Raw genomic sequence first — 15490 nt, forward strand, 5'->3', positions numbered from 1 at the left:
CCGCTTCCCCATTTAAACCGCATAACGACCTCACCCGGACTGGCGCAAGCCAATCCGGGCGTAGCCATTTATGCCGTCAACAAGGAATAGTCATGAAAGCAAAAGCCAAATATGGCCAAGCCCTACGGCTGGCCTCCACTACCCAGTTAACCCGCGAGCAGTGGCTTGCGATCCGCAAACTCGGCATTGGTTCCTCCGATGCCGCCGTGGCAGTGGGGCTATCCCCCTACAAATGCCCACTCAGCCTGTGGCTGGAGAAAACTGGTCGCAAGGAGCCAGAGGATATCTCCCACAAGGAGGCGGTGCTGTGGGGTATTGAGCTCGAACCTGTGCTGGCGCAGGTCTATGCCAAACGCACCGGCTATAAGGTGCGCCGGGTCAATGCAGTGCTGCAACACCCCGAGCACCCCTTCATGCTCGCCAACCTCGACCGGGAGGTAGTCGGCCATCCCGATGGGCCGGGTATTCTGGAGATCAAGACCGCCAGCTATCACAGTGCCCCCCAGTGGGAGGAAGGGGTGCCGGTGGCGTACCAGTGTCAGGTGCTGCATCAGCTGGCCGTCACCGGCCATGCCTGGGCTGAGGTGGCAGTGCTGATCGGCGGCCAGGACTTTCGGATTTACCGCATCGAGCGCGATGAGGAGAAGCTCCTGGATCTCACCGAACGGGAAGCGCTGTTCTGGCAGATGGTGCAACAAGACCGGCAGCCCGAGCCTGACGGCTCCAGTGATGCCGCCAATGCGCTGAGCTGGCTGTTTCCGCGTGACGATGGCCAGACGGTGGATCTCTCCGATTCCCCCGAGTTCAACCAGCTGTTTGGCGAGCTACTGCGCTTGCGCCAGCAAAAGGAAGCGGTCGAGCTGCAGGAGTCGCAGCTCAAGCAGCGGCTGCAAGCGACCTTGGGTGAAGCGACAGCCGGGTTGTTTGCCGATGGCAAGATCACCTGGAAGCGCAGCAAAGACCGGTTGGCACCGGATCTCGATAAGCTCGGTCAGGATCATCCCGACCTGCTCACCCGTTACGTCAAACCGGTACCCGGCGTGCGCCGTTTCACCATTCAACCCTTGAGGCAAACACCATGATCAAAGGACTGGCGATCACCCCGCCCGTGATTGGGCGGATCTGCATCGGCAAGCTGGTGCAAAAACAGGATAAGTGGGTACCGGAGAAGGACGACAGCTTCACCCTCACCACCCAGATACAGCAAAAGGGGGGATGGTTGCTCCATCCCCTGCATCAACACTACTCATCGCAGAAAAGTGGCCAAGGGCAGGAGCAAACCAAGATCCGCGCCATTCCGGTGCGGGTGTTGTTCAACGACAGCGACTTGAATCTGCGGGCGGAATACAGCGCATTTGACCGGCAAACCGGCAGGCCGCTCTGTGTCGGGAATGGGGAGGTGGCGAGACGTGTGGGGGCGCAAGGCATGGAGGAAGTCAGCTGCCCTGGACCAGAGCGCTGCGCCTTTGCAGGGCAACAGGGCTGCAAGCTGTACGGACGACTGAACCTGTTTGTGGAGGGACAAGGGGATGAGCTGGGTAGCTTTATCTTCCGCACCACCGGCTACAACTCGGTGCGCACTCTGGCGGCTCGACTGAAGTACCTGGAGGCTGTGAGCGGGGGCCATACCCGCTACCTGCCGCTCACCCTGCGATTGCGAGCCAAGAGCACCACCCAGTCCTACCGCACACCGGTCTACTACGTGGATTTAACCTTGCGGGAAGAGACCAACCTGACCGAGGTAGTCAGACAGGCTCAGGAGGAGGCCCAGCGTGACCAAGAGGCGGGGCTCGCCATCGACAATATGGAGCAGGTCGCTCGTGACTTGCTGCGTAATGGCCAGTTTGAGGATATCGATGAAGAGGTGCCGATGTTGCTGGAGGAGTTCTATCCCGAAGCAAACAGCGACGATACGGCGAATGGAAACGTAGGGGCAGTGGAGGTTGCCTCGCATAACGCACCGCAAAGCCAAGTAACCAGAATGCCGCAGAGGCCACAACCAAGAAGGAGTCCACTCACCAACAAATTGGGGAAAGGGAGCCCATCCTCTCCCCAGTGAATGGCGGGCGTTCAGCCGGGACGGGCTAACCGCTCCACCAACCGCTCAACCGTTTCCAGCAACAGGGTCCGGTCGGCATCATCGAGCCGGGCCAGTTGCTGGCTCAGCACTATGCCCTGCTCGGTCGGGCGGTTGCTGGTCTCGCGCAGAAAGTCCGCCAGCTCACAGCCAAACAGCTGAGCCAACTCCGCCAACCGCACCACGGTCGGCACCACAATTCCCCGCTCCATCCGGGAGACGGCTTCCATTCCTATCTCAAGGTGCTCCGCCACCTGCTCTTGCGTGAATCCGGCTTGGATGCGCTTGTGGCTAATCGCCTTGCCGACGCTCTTGGCTAACAGCTCAAGGTTGATGTCTGTCATGGTTCCTCCAGTCAACCTCTATGGTTGACCATAGACCCATTGACGATAAGGACTCAAAAAGGCGAATATCAACCCAGCAGGTTGCACCCAGTCGTAAATCGATGATCGCTACGCTGACCGACCCACCGACAACAAACATCAATTCTCGTTTGTGGGGTCCCCTCCTATCTCGGGTAAAGCGCTTTTACGCGAGCGGTTAGGGCGGCTGCCATTGTTACTATTGCTCTGTTACATAAGGAAAAGTACATGACTCGTTACCCCGTTATTGCCACCCTGTTTTTTCTCGTCGTCACCATTTATTCACTCTGGACCGGTAGCTCTCCGCAGCTCGGGTTCTGGGGCCATATCTGGCACTTTGTCTTTGGCTCGCTTTTCACCTCGCTGGGCCTGATGGGAGGGGAATTGTTCCGCCGCTTTACCCAGCCCGATTTACTGCTGGCTGACGGCGCACAGGAAATGTTCAAGAAAAAGTTGTTTTGGAAAGTTGGTCCCCAGCTCATCGGGGGTGTGGTGGGCTACATCGCGGCAGGTGGCTTTTTACAAAATGTGTTGGGTTACTACGTTGGATAAGGAGAGTTAACCATGAACAAATGTTGGATCACGTTGACGGCCATCCTGCTATGCAACAACGCCCTGGCCTATGGCGAGGCCGGACGCTGGAGCAGCGGCTGGGGTCAGGGTACCAGTGAATATACGGCGGTGGTCAACGAACAGAACCATCTCTATATCGCCTGTAATGACACCCGCAAAGTCAGCATGACGGCTACCGTGCAGGGCAAGGAGTACGGCTCTTATGCTGGGCAGGCTTTCTCCATCATCGTCGATGGCAGCCAATACGATGCGCCCTATGAGACCGAATCCCGTGTCGGTGAGAACAACTTCTTCGACATGTGGGGCAAGCTGCGCAAGGCCAAGTCGATCCGCATTTTGACGGCTGACGGCAAGCAGCTTGCACTGCCGACCCAAGAGGTAGCCTCTGTACTGCCCGCCACCAATACCCCCGAGTTTGACTGCTTGATGTGGGACCAATAGTTCACACCCATTCCCATCCAAGAGGAGGCATTTGCCTCCTCTTTTTATTTCTGCAATTCCCCCCGTGAAGGAGACGCACTATGCCCCCCTGCATTCCCCCTGAATGCGAGCCGTTCGATCACACAGGCTTTTGGCACAAACTCTGGGCCTTTGCCAAACGTGCCGGTCGGCCCTTTATCGAGACCTGCTTGCTGCTCTACTACACCAGCCAGAAGGATGACTTACCGCTCTGGGCCAAACTGCTGATCTACAGTGCGCTGGCCTACTTTATCTCCCCCATCGATGCGATCCCGGACGTGTTGCCGATGGGGCTCACCGATGACATCGCGGTACTGAGTGCAGCACTCGCCAGCATTGCCGCCTTTATTGATGAACAGATCCGTGCCCGTACAGCCAGAAAAATGCGCGAGCTGTTCGGACAAGATTAACCCCCACAAGGAGTACATCATGACTATTCCCTTTTTCCGGGACGGCTTTGCCCTGCCCGTAGCCCAAGCATTGCTAGTTCTGCTCAACCAGGAAATCGCTAAAACCGAGCTCAATATCGATCGCTTAACCCAACTGACCTTCAACTTTCGCAATCCCGGCTACAGCGCCGAGCAAGGCGGCGTACACCCAGTCGAGATCCGCCTGATCCGTGGGCTCGATGGCTGGCTATTCGATTACGTCACCGACTTCAGCTACCAGGGGCAGGGCCATGATGCCGAGCTCTGCAAGGAGCTCGATTTTAACTTCCTCGATGGGGAACACACCATGTTGGGCTGGGGACAGTTGCGGCTGGCCGAAGCGCGGGAATTATTCGACATCTGGCAGAGCAACTTTATTGCCTACTGCCGGTTGGAATGCTTCAGCGTCACGGTCGCAGGAGATTAGGAGGTCACGATGAGCCAAGAATTAGCGCTCTCCCACTACTCTCGCCAGTGGCTGGGACACGTCGCCGCCAACGCCAAGCTGACCCCCACCCGCAGTGGTCAGCGCTGGCTGCTGCACCTGACCCCGGATAGCCCACACGCTCGCACCATCACCCTGCAAGTGCGCTGGTCTGGCATGCAGTGGCAGTTACTCTCCATCACCAATGCCGAGGACTGGCACACAATGAGCCAGCCGAGAGATGAAATCTGTATCGACCCCAAGCGCCGCTGTTTTTGGCATTGCCAAGCAGGGCCCGTGCCACTCATCGAGCAACCCCGCGTGCTGGCAAGCTTTCTTACCGACTTGCAGCGCATCTGCATCCATCGTGGCTATGCCGTGGAGAGTGACCCCATCCCTGACAAGGAGACCGAAGATGATTAACGCCGTGCTCGCCATCGAGCTGGAGGCTTACCTTGAACACGATGGTCAGATTGAAGTGGTGCATGACCAAGGCCAGCCAGTGGACGGTTATGCCCTCTACCTGCGCTATGAAAACGAACAGGGCAAAGCACTGGCTCAATGGCTGTGCGACCACCCGGATCACCGCTGGCTAACCCAGTTCGGCACCCTACTAGCCACCAGTTACCACATTCCGCTGCACGACTACACCCCGCACACCTTGGCAGCCTGAAAACTGCCAACCAAGCCTGCGGTCACACCCCATTCAGTAACTCATTAACCAACTACTTCGCCTACCCTGCCGCACCCCACTCGGTGGGGCGATGGTGTATGGAGCACAATCATGTTGCATCACAAGCTGATCGCCGGGGAGACCCCCGGCACCTACCGGGTGACTGACCTTGTCACCGACGATGACCTGCTCACCATCGCCCAAGCCGTTGCCCGGCAGAAACTGGCCAAGGGAGAAGCTATTACCGATAAACACTTGGCCCATCAGGCCCTGCAAGGGCTGCTGCAAACACGAGACCGCGAAGTTTTTGCAGCACTGTTCCTCGATAACCAACACCGGATCCTGGCCTACGAGGAGCTGTTCCTTGGCACCCTGTCCGCTGCGACCGTCTACCCTCGCGATGTCGTCAAGCGGGCACTGCACCACAATGCTGCCGCCCTGATGTTGGTGCATAACCACCCGTCGGGATACCCGGAACCCAGCCGGGCAGATATCGAGATCACCCTGCGCCTACAGGATGCCCTGGCACTGGTGGATATCCGCACCCTGGACCATCTGGTCGTCGGTACTGAGGGAGTGGTGTCGCTGGCAGAACGAGGGAATTTGTAACTGCCACGCCGGTCAGGAGGCCCGTTCATGGAGGAAGAAGGCATGGCCAGCAGTAAGCTCTACGACGACTTACCATCATTAGGAGTACACAGAAAATGGGAACCATAGGCAGTTGGGGATTACACACCCAAGTTCAACCACGTTTTGGCGCACTGGCATTGTCAACCGAGGCTGACTCCCCCCTGCTGTGCCATATCACGGCTTTTTGTCACATTTACGTAGGCGGTGATTATAAAAATGGTCGGGTTATCCCCGACCATTTTTTTCGTCGCTAATGACTCATTCAGCGACATGGCTATGGTTCTTACTTATATCAACTTGGCAAACATTTTCGAAAGATAACTATTCGCCCCATCCTCCATGAAGAGCACATGTTTCCCCTCCAGTTCCGCTTTCTTCGTTGAGTCTCCTACGTTGAGCAAATTGGCAAACTTTGTGGGTGAAAGAATAAATGCATTCAAGACCAATGGCGGCTCCCCTGGTTGAGCCTGTCCAGCCAGTGTTGCCTCCAAAGTTTTAACTTCCTTGTACAACCCCAACTTAGGATGGGAGAGATCGATATTGCGGAGTCCTTTGGGATCAACAAACGTCAGCCACTGCTTTCCACTCTCATCATCTACCAACCACAACAAGAAATCCGGATAGAAATTGCCTGCTAACGCGAAGCCTAATCCCTTTCCTTCTCTATCGGCATTGCGAAGCAGGTATAGGCTGCGCTTGCCAATAGCCTCCTTACCATTATCCGATTTGTAAAATGCTTCCAGATCACGCACAAACTCAACTTCGCTGGGGGCTCCAAGGCCAAGAGGCTTGAGTTTTAAGGGAACCAGATCCTTGTCACCATCATTCTCAAAGCTGAACAGTGGGTAGAACAGATGACGATCAAAGCTGATGGCAACCATATGTGGTGCATTCCACTTACTCGCCTCACCAATTTTTCCACTAGCTACCAGATTTTTCAGCGCATCCAGCTTAGTGTGATACTGCAAGCCATCATCACTGTTATCGAACTCGAACTGGTACAGCTTAAGCATGGAACCATGATCTTCATCGATATGGATGATGTCGTAGAACTGCCCTTCATAGCCGGTTTTGAGCGCCTTATAAAAGCGATCGGTATAATCCGTCAGCAGCCGGATTAAAATATCTTCCTGCTTGCGAATATCGTTGAAACTGGTCACCTTCAATTCTGCCGCTGGAATAAACAGCGTGTACCAATCTGAGGAACCTTCACAAAAACTGATAAGCCTCTGCCGCTCCAGTCGCAAGTTGCCTTAACCATCCCCTCATATGAGCGAGGCGTGGCGCGGCTTCTGAGGTATGATCGCCATCCTTGACCAGCTAATACCCAACAGACTATCCCCATGTTTAACCACGAACTAATCCTCAACCACATCGACGATATATTTGGACAGGACATGCATGCTAAGCGTGTTCTTTCCCTCGCCAATGCTACCCTCGGGGTTATCGAGTCAGGTTCACTGGCCATCCACGCCATCGGTAGTGGCCTCTCCTTGGCCAACGGTCTCGAACGTAAACATGCGGTTAAACAGGTGGATCGCCTGCTCACTAACACCAAGCTCAATGTCTGGAGCCTCTTTGACGATTGGGTGCCCTATGTGGTCGGTGAACGTACCGAGATCGTAGTCTCCATGGACTGGACCGAATTCGATGCCGATGATCACAGTACCTTGGTTATCAGCCTGCAAACCAACCACGGTCGCAGTACTCCGCTGCTGTGGAAAACCCATCGGAAATCGTTGCTCAAAGGGCAACGCAATGCCCATGAGAAAGAGCTGCTCACCAAGCTCAAGCAGACGTTGCCAGAGGGTATCTTCGTGACGGTAGTAGCTGACCGCGGCTTTGGTTACATGGAGCTGTTCGAACGCCTGGAGCAAGAGCTAGGCTTTGCTTATCTCATTAGATTTAAAGGAAATGTTTTGGTTGGTTACCCTGGTGTAGAGCAGGTTCCAGCTCGGGACTGGCTAACGCCGACCGGGCGCACCCGAACCCTCAAAGCGGTGGAGCTAACTGGGCAGCGACAGCCTGTCGAACGGGTCTATTGTTGTCATAAGAGTGGCATGAAAGACGCGTGGTTTCTGGCCAGTAACCGGACCGACCTGAGCGCCGCCAAGGCGTTGCAACTATACGGCCAGCGCTGGGGTATCGAGACCAGTTTTCGTGATATCAAAGATTACAAATTCGGCATGGGTATGGGAGATGTGCACATCAGTAATCCGGTCCGGCGCGACCGACTGTTTTTATTCAGTGCCCTGGCCATCGTCTTGCTGACGCTGCTGGGTAAGGCTGGAGACAGTGTCGGTCTAGAGAGAACGATCAAGGTCAATACCAGCAAGAGCCGAACCTATTCGTTCTTTCGGCAAGGGGTCATCTATTACCAGTTGTTACCTAAAATGAAAGAAGCCAATGCGGTCTTGTTGATGGATAAATTTATCTACTACCTGAAGCAACACCGCTTATATACCCGCACACTTGGAATTATTTGAGTCTCTAAAAATGAGGGGATCTCTGAGGCAAGTTGCTCCAGCTACGCTGCAACTTATGCTCCTGCAATGCCAAATAGATACGATCCCAGTCAAACGCCGGGAACACCCGCTGATCCAACTTACCTTTGTGCCGTGCCTCCATCGTAGTGGCACTCCCCTTGCTTTGGGTAGACAAGGCTTCGACACGCGGGTACATATCCAACACGACAGGCAATATTTTGATCTTGTCCTTAAATTGCTTAGGGACCTCATACAACCAAGGGAAATGAACTCTTTTGAAGCCCATCTTTTGGTTGTCTTTATAACCATCTTTCAATGACAGCGTCTTGAGTTTTCCCTTGGGTAAATTGGCCCGCGTAGGAAAGTCCAGCTCCAGCACTTCATCGCTGGGAGTAATCCCCTCCTCACGCAAGTACTCCTTGAAGGCAGCCATGTAGCTGGCACGCACACCGAAGATATTGAGTGCCTCCAGCTTATCCAGGTGTGCTCCTGTGGGCCGATCCTGCGGTAAGGTACGCTTGAGCGAAAAACCTTTACCCTTGAGGCGAACACCGCGACCAAACAACTGGATAATCTGCGAGCCTTCCCCCTGACCCATGTTCAACAGACCCATGGTGGAAACACGCCAACTGCTCCAGCCCTCGGTAAATTTGCGCGAACCGACCAGCACATTGAGATGGCTATCCTTATTGTTCAGCGTCCCAAACAGCGCACCACCGAAATCATCGCGCTCGTTATCGAAGGCGGTGACGTCCTCAGCCACAGAGAAAAGCCCCGCATCATCACCGATGTTGATCAGCCCGAAAGGCTCAGCATCACCCACCCGTAATGCCAACTCTCCCTTGCTGCTCTTGATGTTGACCAGCTTCAATCGCTGCTTTGCTGGCGCATTAAACACCCGCTGCAAAATATCGGCATACAGATCATCCACTCGATCAGTGAACCCCATCAACGGCGTAAAACGCCCCATGAAGATGTTGTTGCCCTTAGCATCCAGGATCTGTGCACGATCGGCAATCAAGTCAGCTAGCCAAACTTTGCTCTGTGCCTCGTCATTGAGGAAATCGGCGAGAAACCGCACCACTTCCAGAATGTCTGACTCTTCACCCGATACAGTGTTACCGACGAAGACCCAGAGCGGCTTCTCGATATTGAAGTCCGCCAACTTGTGTTGTTGCGTGCTCCACAACCAAAGCTGCTGGTAGAAAGAGAGCAGACAGGCAGTGAAATACTTACGTGCATTGTCGGCCTGTTCGTAAGCCTCACCGCTCATGTTGAGGATCAGTGACTCCTTGCCGTAGCCATCCTCATAAAAAAACTTGTAGGAGTAATCAAACAGAATGCACTTGGCGTAGATCTCGCGAGTCGCTGTGAGCCGTGCGCGGCGGGTCTCCTCCGGAGTCAACGTAAGCTGCGCAAGTTGCTCTGCATTCAGCTTTCTCAGGCTGGTCGTCTCGAACAACATTTTGGCGCGCTTCTTTTTAATATCCTCTTCTGCTGCAGCAACTGTCATTCCTTTGGCAACGGCCTGTCCAAAGGTAGCCGAGTATTCAAAGGCAAAACCACCACGCACCAAGGCATCTCGTCGCGCCATCCAAGCCCCTGCCGCCGTGCCCGTTCCACGATGGCCTTCATCCACCAACACCAGGTTATTGCCTTCGAAAGCATCCACGGCGACTGTTTTATCGCCCATCTCATCGCCCAGCTTGTTGATGTCGATGATCTCGACCATGCCAGGGAAACGCATAGTCTGATTCTTGTTAAAATGCTGGGCCGAAAATCCAGACAAGTTCAACTCTTCCAGATGCTGACGTGACAATCCTTCGTTGGGTGTCAGTAAGATAATCTTGTCCGGGTAGCTATCGATGTGACCATTCTGGAAATAGTGCAGGTACTGCAGGATGTTAACGTGCAACAACAATGTCTTGCCACTGCCGGTCGCGTTCCAGAAGGCGATCTTGTTAAGATCATCTGCCTCGAAATCGCAGAAAGGCTCTGCACCAACCTCTTTACGGTACTCCTCCAGCTCTTCATTCAGGCCATTCAGCAGAGATTGCCGCTTGTTGAAATACCAGTCCAGATAGATCTCGGAGAACAACAGAGAGAGGTACTGGAAGTACTTCATCTGTAATTCGTGGCCTTCGTGCTGGCTACGTTGGGAGGTGATGGCCTGCCAGTGGTTGACAATACTCAGGTCATAACGACGCAGATCGGATTCTGTCACCCGATTAGGATTAAACAGTCCACGGATCAGCTCATGAAAGAACAGGCTCTGCCCATCCTCGTCGATGCCCTCATGGCGATCATCGCCCAGCCTGAGTTTCAAGGCACTCAAATGTTCGGCATTAAAGAAACGCAGCATCCAGCGATTCAGCACCAGCTCTTGATGAAAGCTACGCTTCTTTGTTTTTTTTGGTTGTTTTGCCATTAGTTACCCCATGCCTCCAACGCACTGAGCCATTGGTTAAATTGCGGACATTGACGCCTGATTTCATCCAGCCCGATGGCCTCGGCGACAAGCGGACCATGCTCTACCTTTGAGTAGTTTTCCTCCCCTAGGATGGCAAGAAGCCGCTTGGAGGGGGCGGTCTGTGGGCTATTGTTAATATCCTCTGGATTGGCATAGGCTGCGCGTACAGCTTGCAGCTTGGCTCTGGACTCCTCACACCAACCATCTTGTACCCATTCAAACTGTTCGATATCGCTAAATAGCAGCGCTTCGAACTCATGCATCTGCACATAGGGCAGAACAAATCGTTCATCAAATCCAGTGGTACAGGCTCGAAGGGCTTCAAGGATGGCATCTTCAAGTTCGGCACGATTGCGACCATCACGATCCTGAAAACCGTAGAAATCCACGAGCGTCGTTAACCGGTCATAGCTTCGGTACTCATGGGATAAATGTTTAACCAGTCGCTCGACCGAGACCCGCCCACCGCGATGGCGCCCGGAAGGCGCTTGCAATATGCGGGCATGGGGGTAGACGCCATGTTCAATCAGATGGGGAACAAGGCACTTGGTAACAAACTCGGTCTCTGTTGGCCCTTCACAGATGATACAGATATTGCGCATCACAGCCCCCCAACAGGGGTGGTAAGCCAGATATCTGAGAGCAGATAATCATCGTCCAGCCAGGATTGATACTGTTCGCGGGGCAAATTGCGCAATGAGGTTTCACCCTGTTTGCTTTCTGCCACGATAATATTTTCCAAGTCAAAACAATCGACCATATAAGGCGATTGGGTCGCCACAAATATTTGGCGGCTTTTGGCAAGGCGCTTGAGCATCTCGGCCACCAGGGTGATGGCATGTGGATGAAGCCCCAATTCTGGCTCATCGAAGAACATCACATCAGGCAGCCGTTCTGGCGGTAAATTTAACAGCGTCAGTAGACAGAACAGGCGCAAGGAGCCATCAGATGTCAAGTGAGCACCAAAAATCTTGTCACTGTGTAATCCCTGCCAGCGCAGCTCGACTTTACCGGCAACGGGTTCCAACACAAAGGTCTTGAACGTGGGCAATACCCGCTGAATCTGCCGGACAATGACCTTGTAACGCAGAGGATCATTAGCCTGTAAATCCAGCAATACAGCCGCAAGGTTGCCACCATCTGAACGCAAGCGGTAAGACTCGCTAATATCCCATCGCAACCGAATTGAGGAATTTACCGATGTATCATGAAACTGATACGTCTGACATTGCCTTAATAGACTACAGATTGTCTTTGCCGTTTTATTTTTTTGTTCCGGTAAACAAGACTCTTTACCCACAGTAGAAAGCTCTGTCCATGACGCCTCACGAGAGAGACGTCGAGGTGCGAAACGATATGCCTCATTCGAAACCATTAGAGTATCGCCCGCAGAGAGATGCATCAGGTCGAAGCGGTAATCGTTCATGCCTGAACCAGTATCCAGACATAACTCAGCATGAATACGCGCTGTCTTACGTGCCCCCATAAAGAACTGATCGTCACCACCGCCATGGCGCAAAACAAACTCTTGTAGGTTCTGTGACTTCAACATCCAGCTGAGCATTTCAAAAAAGCGGATCAGCGTCGATTTGCCAGCCCCGTTGGCACCAATCAATACCGTCAGTTGGGGAAGTTCCAGTCTGTCTATATGACGCAAGCTGCGAAAACCCTCAATGGTCACCGACTGGATACGCGCTGGGACTTTCTTCAATAGGGCTTTGTCTAAGTTAGCCATTACAGATCCTCCACCGAAAACATACGGGCCAAAAATTCCGGTTCAATCTGGCGCAATTTAAATGATTGGGTTGCCCCACCGTCTTCCCCCGTCTGGGTCAGCTTGGTCGGAATATTGTGATCGCCGTTGATATAGACCAGATCAAATTCGTTATCGGCCGGGTTGATCGCCAGCTTGTCGCAGAGCTGATTGATGCCGTCATAGTCCAACACATCGCAGTCACGCCAGAGCACAAGGCAGGTTTCACCACTGGGCAGAGTGCCGGTCACAGTGACGAAACCACGCTCCTGCTGGGCATCAATGTGCTTCACCCGTAGTCCGATCAGGTAGTTGAAGGTCTCCACCAGGTCGATCTTGCGCGGCTCAAACGCCCCCGCCGAATCCACCGCCACGTTCAACATGTAGTCAAATGGCTTCTTGAAATCCTCAACCGACAGCAGCGAACCACGGCTCTCCACATCCAGCATGTAATTGAGCAGGTAGTCATCTTTTACCTCTTGCGGCAGCGTATTGAACAGGTCATCTGTGCCTACCGGTTTACGCAGTTGCAGGTTATTCAAGGTGTCTTCATAGCTTTCGAGCTTAAGAACTTTAAAACAGTGAGATATGCCTGTTTCTGGTGAGGTAGGTTTGCCATCCTTCCAATCGGCTGAATACACGATCTTCTGGATACGTGGCTTGACGACGGTGTCAAAATAGCCTCCTTGCTCAACAAGAATATAACGATGGTTAGCTTTTGTTTCTCGCCCTATCCGAATTACAGCTTCCCCTGTAGTACCTGAGCCAGCAAAGAAATCCAACGTAATGCTTTCAGGTTCTGCTGCACCACATGAACGAACAGCATCCTCGACTAGCTTCTTTGCCTTAGGGAAATCGAATAATTTTTCTCCAAAAAGCTCCTTCAGCTCTGGTGCTCCATAATTCGCAGAGGCGTACTCCCCCTTGTCCCACCAAGTGACTGGTGGGGCTTCATCGTCCATCCTAGTCTTGAAGTCAATGCTAATCTCACCCTGTGCATTTCGACGTACACGATATTCCTCATACTCTCCACTTACCCGAATATGACCACGCTGCCAGTTTTTCTCGACAAGATTTCCGTCTACTTCTCGATTTGGGTAGACAAGGGTTTCATCTACATTAGGCTGCTCCAGCAGATCATATTCTTGCCTTTCTTGGTTCCACTCCATTTTCAAGATTCTTAACTTATTTGAGTCACTAACTGCTATTGGGTAGTAGAGTTTTGGACGATCCGTTCGTAAATCGTTACTTCCTGCTCGAATGAAGTTCATCCATGAATATCTTCCTTGCTCATCTTCTAATGGGTAACGCGCAGCTTTGCTTGCGCTGTATCCAATGGTGTACGGCAAGGACTTCTCACTTTTTCCATAAAAGAACGCGTATTCATGGACAGGAGAAAACTTCCCCTTCGTTTTTCGGCTTTGAGGGTTTGACTTAACCACAGCGACACCAACTTGCTTCTCAAATGTCGAGTTAAGCACTTGTACTAGTGGTGATGCCTCTTGGTCATCAATAGCAACTCCAATCAATGCATCTTCTTGCATAAGACGCTTGGCTGAATCAAGCCGGGTCTGAATCAAAGAGAGCCAAGAGGAGTCTTTGTATCCGTTCTTGTAGATAATGGCGGAAGCATCAGTGTTGTACGGTGGATCAATGTAGATACAATTTACTCGCTCGTGGTACCTCTCCTGCAACAATGAAAGCCCTTGAAAATTATCGCTATTGATAAGCAGGCCACTAACGCTCTCATCAATATCCTCAATATTTGCCACCAGCTTCTGCACGAATTCAACATCGAACAAGCAAGTGTCCACCATCCTATAAAGCCCAGCTTTCAAGTCCGCCATTGTTCCAGACATATTGCCATTCCACACGCCAAGCTGCTTCCACTGCTCCCACTGCCGTTCATTTGCCACGATTTCGGGATAAAGCGTTTCCGGCACTCGATCCAAGGTGATGCAATAGTGGCTGGAGACCACAAATTTCTTCTTGAGCCACAACTTTTTCTGAAAATTTTCCAACTGAGCCAGAAAGGCTATCAGATCCAATGCGATGGCACGCAGGCACTGGATCATCCGAAGGGATTTTTCGATATCCGCGAAGGTGCCAGCAGTTTGCACATCGTCGAGATTCATCACCTCGTTCTTGATGTAGAAATCCAGCTCACGGCGCAGGAAGCCCCCCAGATCCTTGTGGATGAAGTAGTCAGCAGCGTTCTTGGTGGTGTAGTGGGTGAGGTGTTTTTCCAGCAGGGTGCGCTGTGGGTTCTTCTCGGTGGGTGCTCGGCTGCCGAGTGCCAACCAATGCGTTTTGACTACGGTATCGGCAAGCACTGTGCTGGTCGCCTTGCTGATCAACGCTTCTTGTTTGGTGCCCTTGGGCTGCACGGCATATTCGAAGCGGATGATCAACTCGCGACCACTGACGCCATCCACCTCCTCTACCGGCAGGATCTCCTCGTCGACATCATTACCCTCTTCATCCACACGGGTGACAATCTTCTTCTCGATCAGCGCAAAGCGGCGCTCCTTGTCGTTGTCTTTGCGGTTATCTTTGGCGGTGTCGGCGGCAGTCAGGCGAAAATGCACCGTGCGACCCGGCTCACCGTTCTCCTCGGGTAACTTGAAGCTGTAGTTGGAAAAGTTTTCGCCGCTTTTGGTGTAGTACTGATCCTTGTTGGCCCAATGCAGCATTACCTCTTCCCCCGCATAGGGGATGGCGTAGGTATCACCCTTGTAGCGGCGCTGGCTGATAAAATCCCCCTGCTCGTAGTAGCGTGAGAAGAAAGCCAGCAGGTGCGAGAACACGGCATTTTCATGTTCATTGGCACCTGCACCTAATTGCGCGAGCTTCTGGCGCAACTCCAGCACTTTCGGCACTGTATCGGGGTTAATGCCGTCAGCCTGGTACTGCGCCTCCTTCTCTTTCAATTCACGGGTGAGTTGCTCACGCAGGGTATCACTGCCGCTGTTGAGCGCTGCCTGCACCTTGGCAGCCAGTCGGTTATCCAGATAGTCGTTCACTTCCCCGGCACGAGCATTGAGGATTCGATAGATACCGAAATCGAGTTCAGGACGATCAATCTGGAAAATCTCGCGCAACTTGGCGACGAGCGACTGGTATTTGGGATTGTTTTTATTGGTCATGGCTTGCCC

Annotated in this window: 16 protein-coding genes; 10 read left to right on the top strand and 6 right to left on the bottom strand. The window is 53.0% G+C overall.

What is annotated here, in order from left to right; genetic code table 11:
* The first annotated feature begins 92 nt into the window (after positions 1–92).
* On the top strand, positions 93–1082 hold the full coding sequence (locus ACTG2U_RS10750; protein ID WP_130631652.1) for a YqaJ viral recombinase family nuclease: 990 nt from the start codon (positions 93–95) through the stop codon (positions 1080–1082).
* Positions 1079–2059 carry a recombination directionality factor gene (locus tag ACTG2U_RS10755; protein ID WP_130631651.1) on the top strand — a complete coding sequence of 327 codons (981 nt, stop codon included), beginning with the start codon at positions 1079–1081 and terminating at the stop codon, positions 2057–2059. The genes ACTG2U_RS10750 and ACTG2U_RS10755 overlap by 4 nt, the downstream gene beginning before the upstream one ends.
* Positions 2060–2070: 11 nt before the next feature.
* Here ACTG2U_RS10755 and ACTG2U_RS10760 read toward each other — a convergent pair whose 3' ends face one another.
* Positions 2071–2421, bottom strand: a complete 351-nt coding sequence (locus ACTG2U_RS10760; protein WP_113721892.1) for a helix-turn-helix domain-containing protein — start codon at positions 2419–2421, stop codon at positions 2071–2073.
* A 246-nt stretch (positions 2422–2667) separates the two neighbouring features.
* Between ACTG2U_RS10760 and ACTG2U_RS10765 the strand changes: the two genes are divergently transcribed.
* The 7 genes from ACTG2U_RS10765 to radC all read left to right on the top strand — a co-directional run bounded on the left by ACTG2U_RS10765 (position 2668) and on the right by radC (position 5605).
* Positions 2668–2991, top strand: a complete 324-nt coding sequence (locus ACTG2U_RS10765) for a hypothetical protein (protein WP_113721893.1) — start codon at positions 2668–2670, stop codon at positions 2989–2991.
* Between the two features lie 12 nt (positions 2992–3003).
* Positions 3004–3453 carry a hypothetical protein gene (locus ACTG2U_RS10770; protein ID WP_130631650.1) on the top strand — a complete coding sequence of 150 codons (450 nt, stop codon included), beginning with the start codon at positions 3004–3006 and terminating at the stop codon, positions 3451–3453.
* A gap of 80 nt (positions 3454–3533) precedes the next feature.
* A complete protein-coding gene (locus tag ACTG2U_RS10775; protein WP_094696757.1) occupies positions 3534–3881 on the top strand; it encodes a YkvA family protein in 348 nt (115 codons plus the stop codon).
* Positions 3882–3900: 19 nt separating this feature from the next.
* A complete protein-coding gene (locus ACTG2U_RS10780) occupies positions 3901–4326 on the top strand; it encodes a DUF2787 domain-containing protein (RefSeq protein ID WP_130631649.1) in 426 nt (141 codons plus the stop codon).
* A gap of 9 nt (positions 4327–4335) precedes the next feature.
* The gene (locus ACTG2U_RS10785; protein WP_130631648.1) at positions 4336–4746 is read left to right on the top strand and encodes a hypothetical protein; all 411 of its coding nucleotides are present in this window, start codon (positions 4336–4338) and stop codon (positions 4744–4746) included.
* A complete protein-coding gene (locus tag ACTG2U_RS10790) occupies positions 4739–4996 on the top strand; it encodes a hypothetical protein (RefSeq protein ID WP_130631647.1) in 258 nt (85 codons plus the stop codon). Before ACTG2U_RS10785 ends, ACTG2U_RS10790 begins: the two co-directional genes overlap by 8 nt.
* 111 nt (positions 4997–5107) lie before the next feature.
* The gene (gene radC / locus ACTG2U_RS10795) at positions 5108–5605 is read left to right on the top strand and encodes a RadC family protein (RefSeq protein ID WP_130631646.1); all 498 of its coding nucleotides are present in this window, start codon (positions 5108–5110) and stop codon (positions 5603–5605) included.
* A gap of 308 nt (positions 5606–5913) precedes the next feature.
* On the opposite strand, the gene ACTG2U_RS10800 is transcribed toward radC, so the two are convergent.
* A complete protein-coding gene (locus ACTG2U_RS10800; RefSeq protein ID WP_439974460.1) occupies positions 5914–6873 on the bottom strand; it encodes a hypothetical protein in 960 nt (319 codons plus the stop codon).
* Positions 6874–6969: 96 nt separating this feature from the next.
* On the opposite strand from ACTG2U_RS10800, the gene ACTG2U_RS10805 reads away from it, so the two are divergent.
* Positions 6970–8112, top strand: a complete 1143-nt coding sequence (locus tag ACTG2U_RS10805) for an IS4-like element ISAs18 family transposase (RefSeq protein WP_041204923.1) — start codon at positions 6970–6972, stop codon at positions 8110–8112.
* Positions 8113–8116: 4 nt separating this feature from the next.
* Here ACTG2U_RS10805 and ACTG2U_RS10810 read toward each other — a convergent pair whose 3' ends face one another.
* The 4 genes from ACTG2U_RS10810 to ACTG2U_RS10825 are packed head-to-tail and all read right to left on the bottom strand — an operon-like array spanning position 8117 to position 15481.
* Positions 8117–10540, bottom strand: coding sequence for a DEAD/DEAH box helicase family protein (locus ACTG2U_RS10810; protein WP_439974461.1), 2424 nt, complete (start codon positions 10538–10540; stop codon positions 8117–8119).
* Complete coding sequence (locus ACTG2U_RS10815; RefSeq protein ID WP_130631644.1) at positions 10540–11184, bottom strand: DUF4276 family protein; 645 nt, start codon at positions 11182–11184, stop codon at positions 10540–10542. The genes ACTG2U_RS10810 and ACTG2U_RS10815 overlap by 1 nt, the downstream gene beginning before the upstream one ends.
* A complete protein-coding gene (locus ACTG2U_RS10820) occupies positions 11184–12317 on the bottom strand; it encodes an AAA family ATPase (protein WP_130631643.1) in 1134 nt (377 codons plus the stop codon). Before ACTG2U_RS10820 ends, ACTG2U_RS10815 begins: the two co-directional genes overlap by 1 nt.
* Positions 12317–15481 (bottom strand): site-specific DNA-methyltransferase, encoded by a 3165-nt coding sequence (locus ACTG2U_RS10825; protein WP_130631642.1) that lies wholly within the window; start codon positions 15479–15481, stop codon positions 12317–12319. Before ACTG2U_RS10825 ends, ACTG2U_RS10820 begins: the two co-directional genes overlap by 1 nt.
* Positions 15482–15490 lie beyond the last annotated feature (9 nt).

This window comes from Aeromonas sp. 95A, assembly GCF_051919235.1.
In the GTDB taxonomy this organism is placed as follows: Bacteria; Pseudomonadota; Gammaproteobacteria; order Enterobacterales; family Aeromonadaceae; genus Aeromonas; species Aeromonas veronii.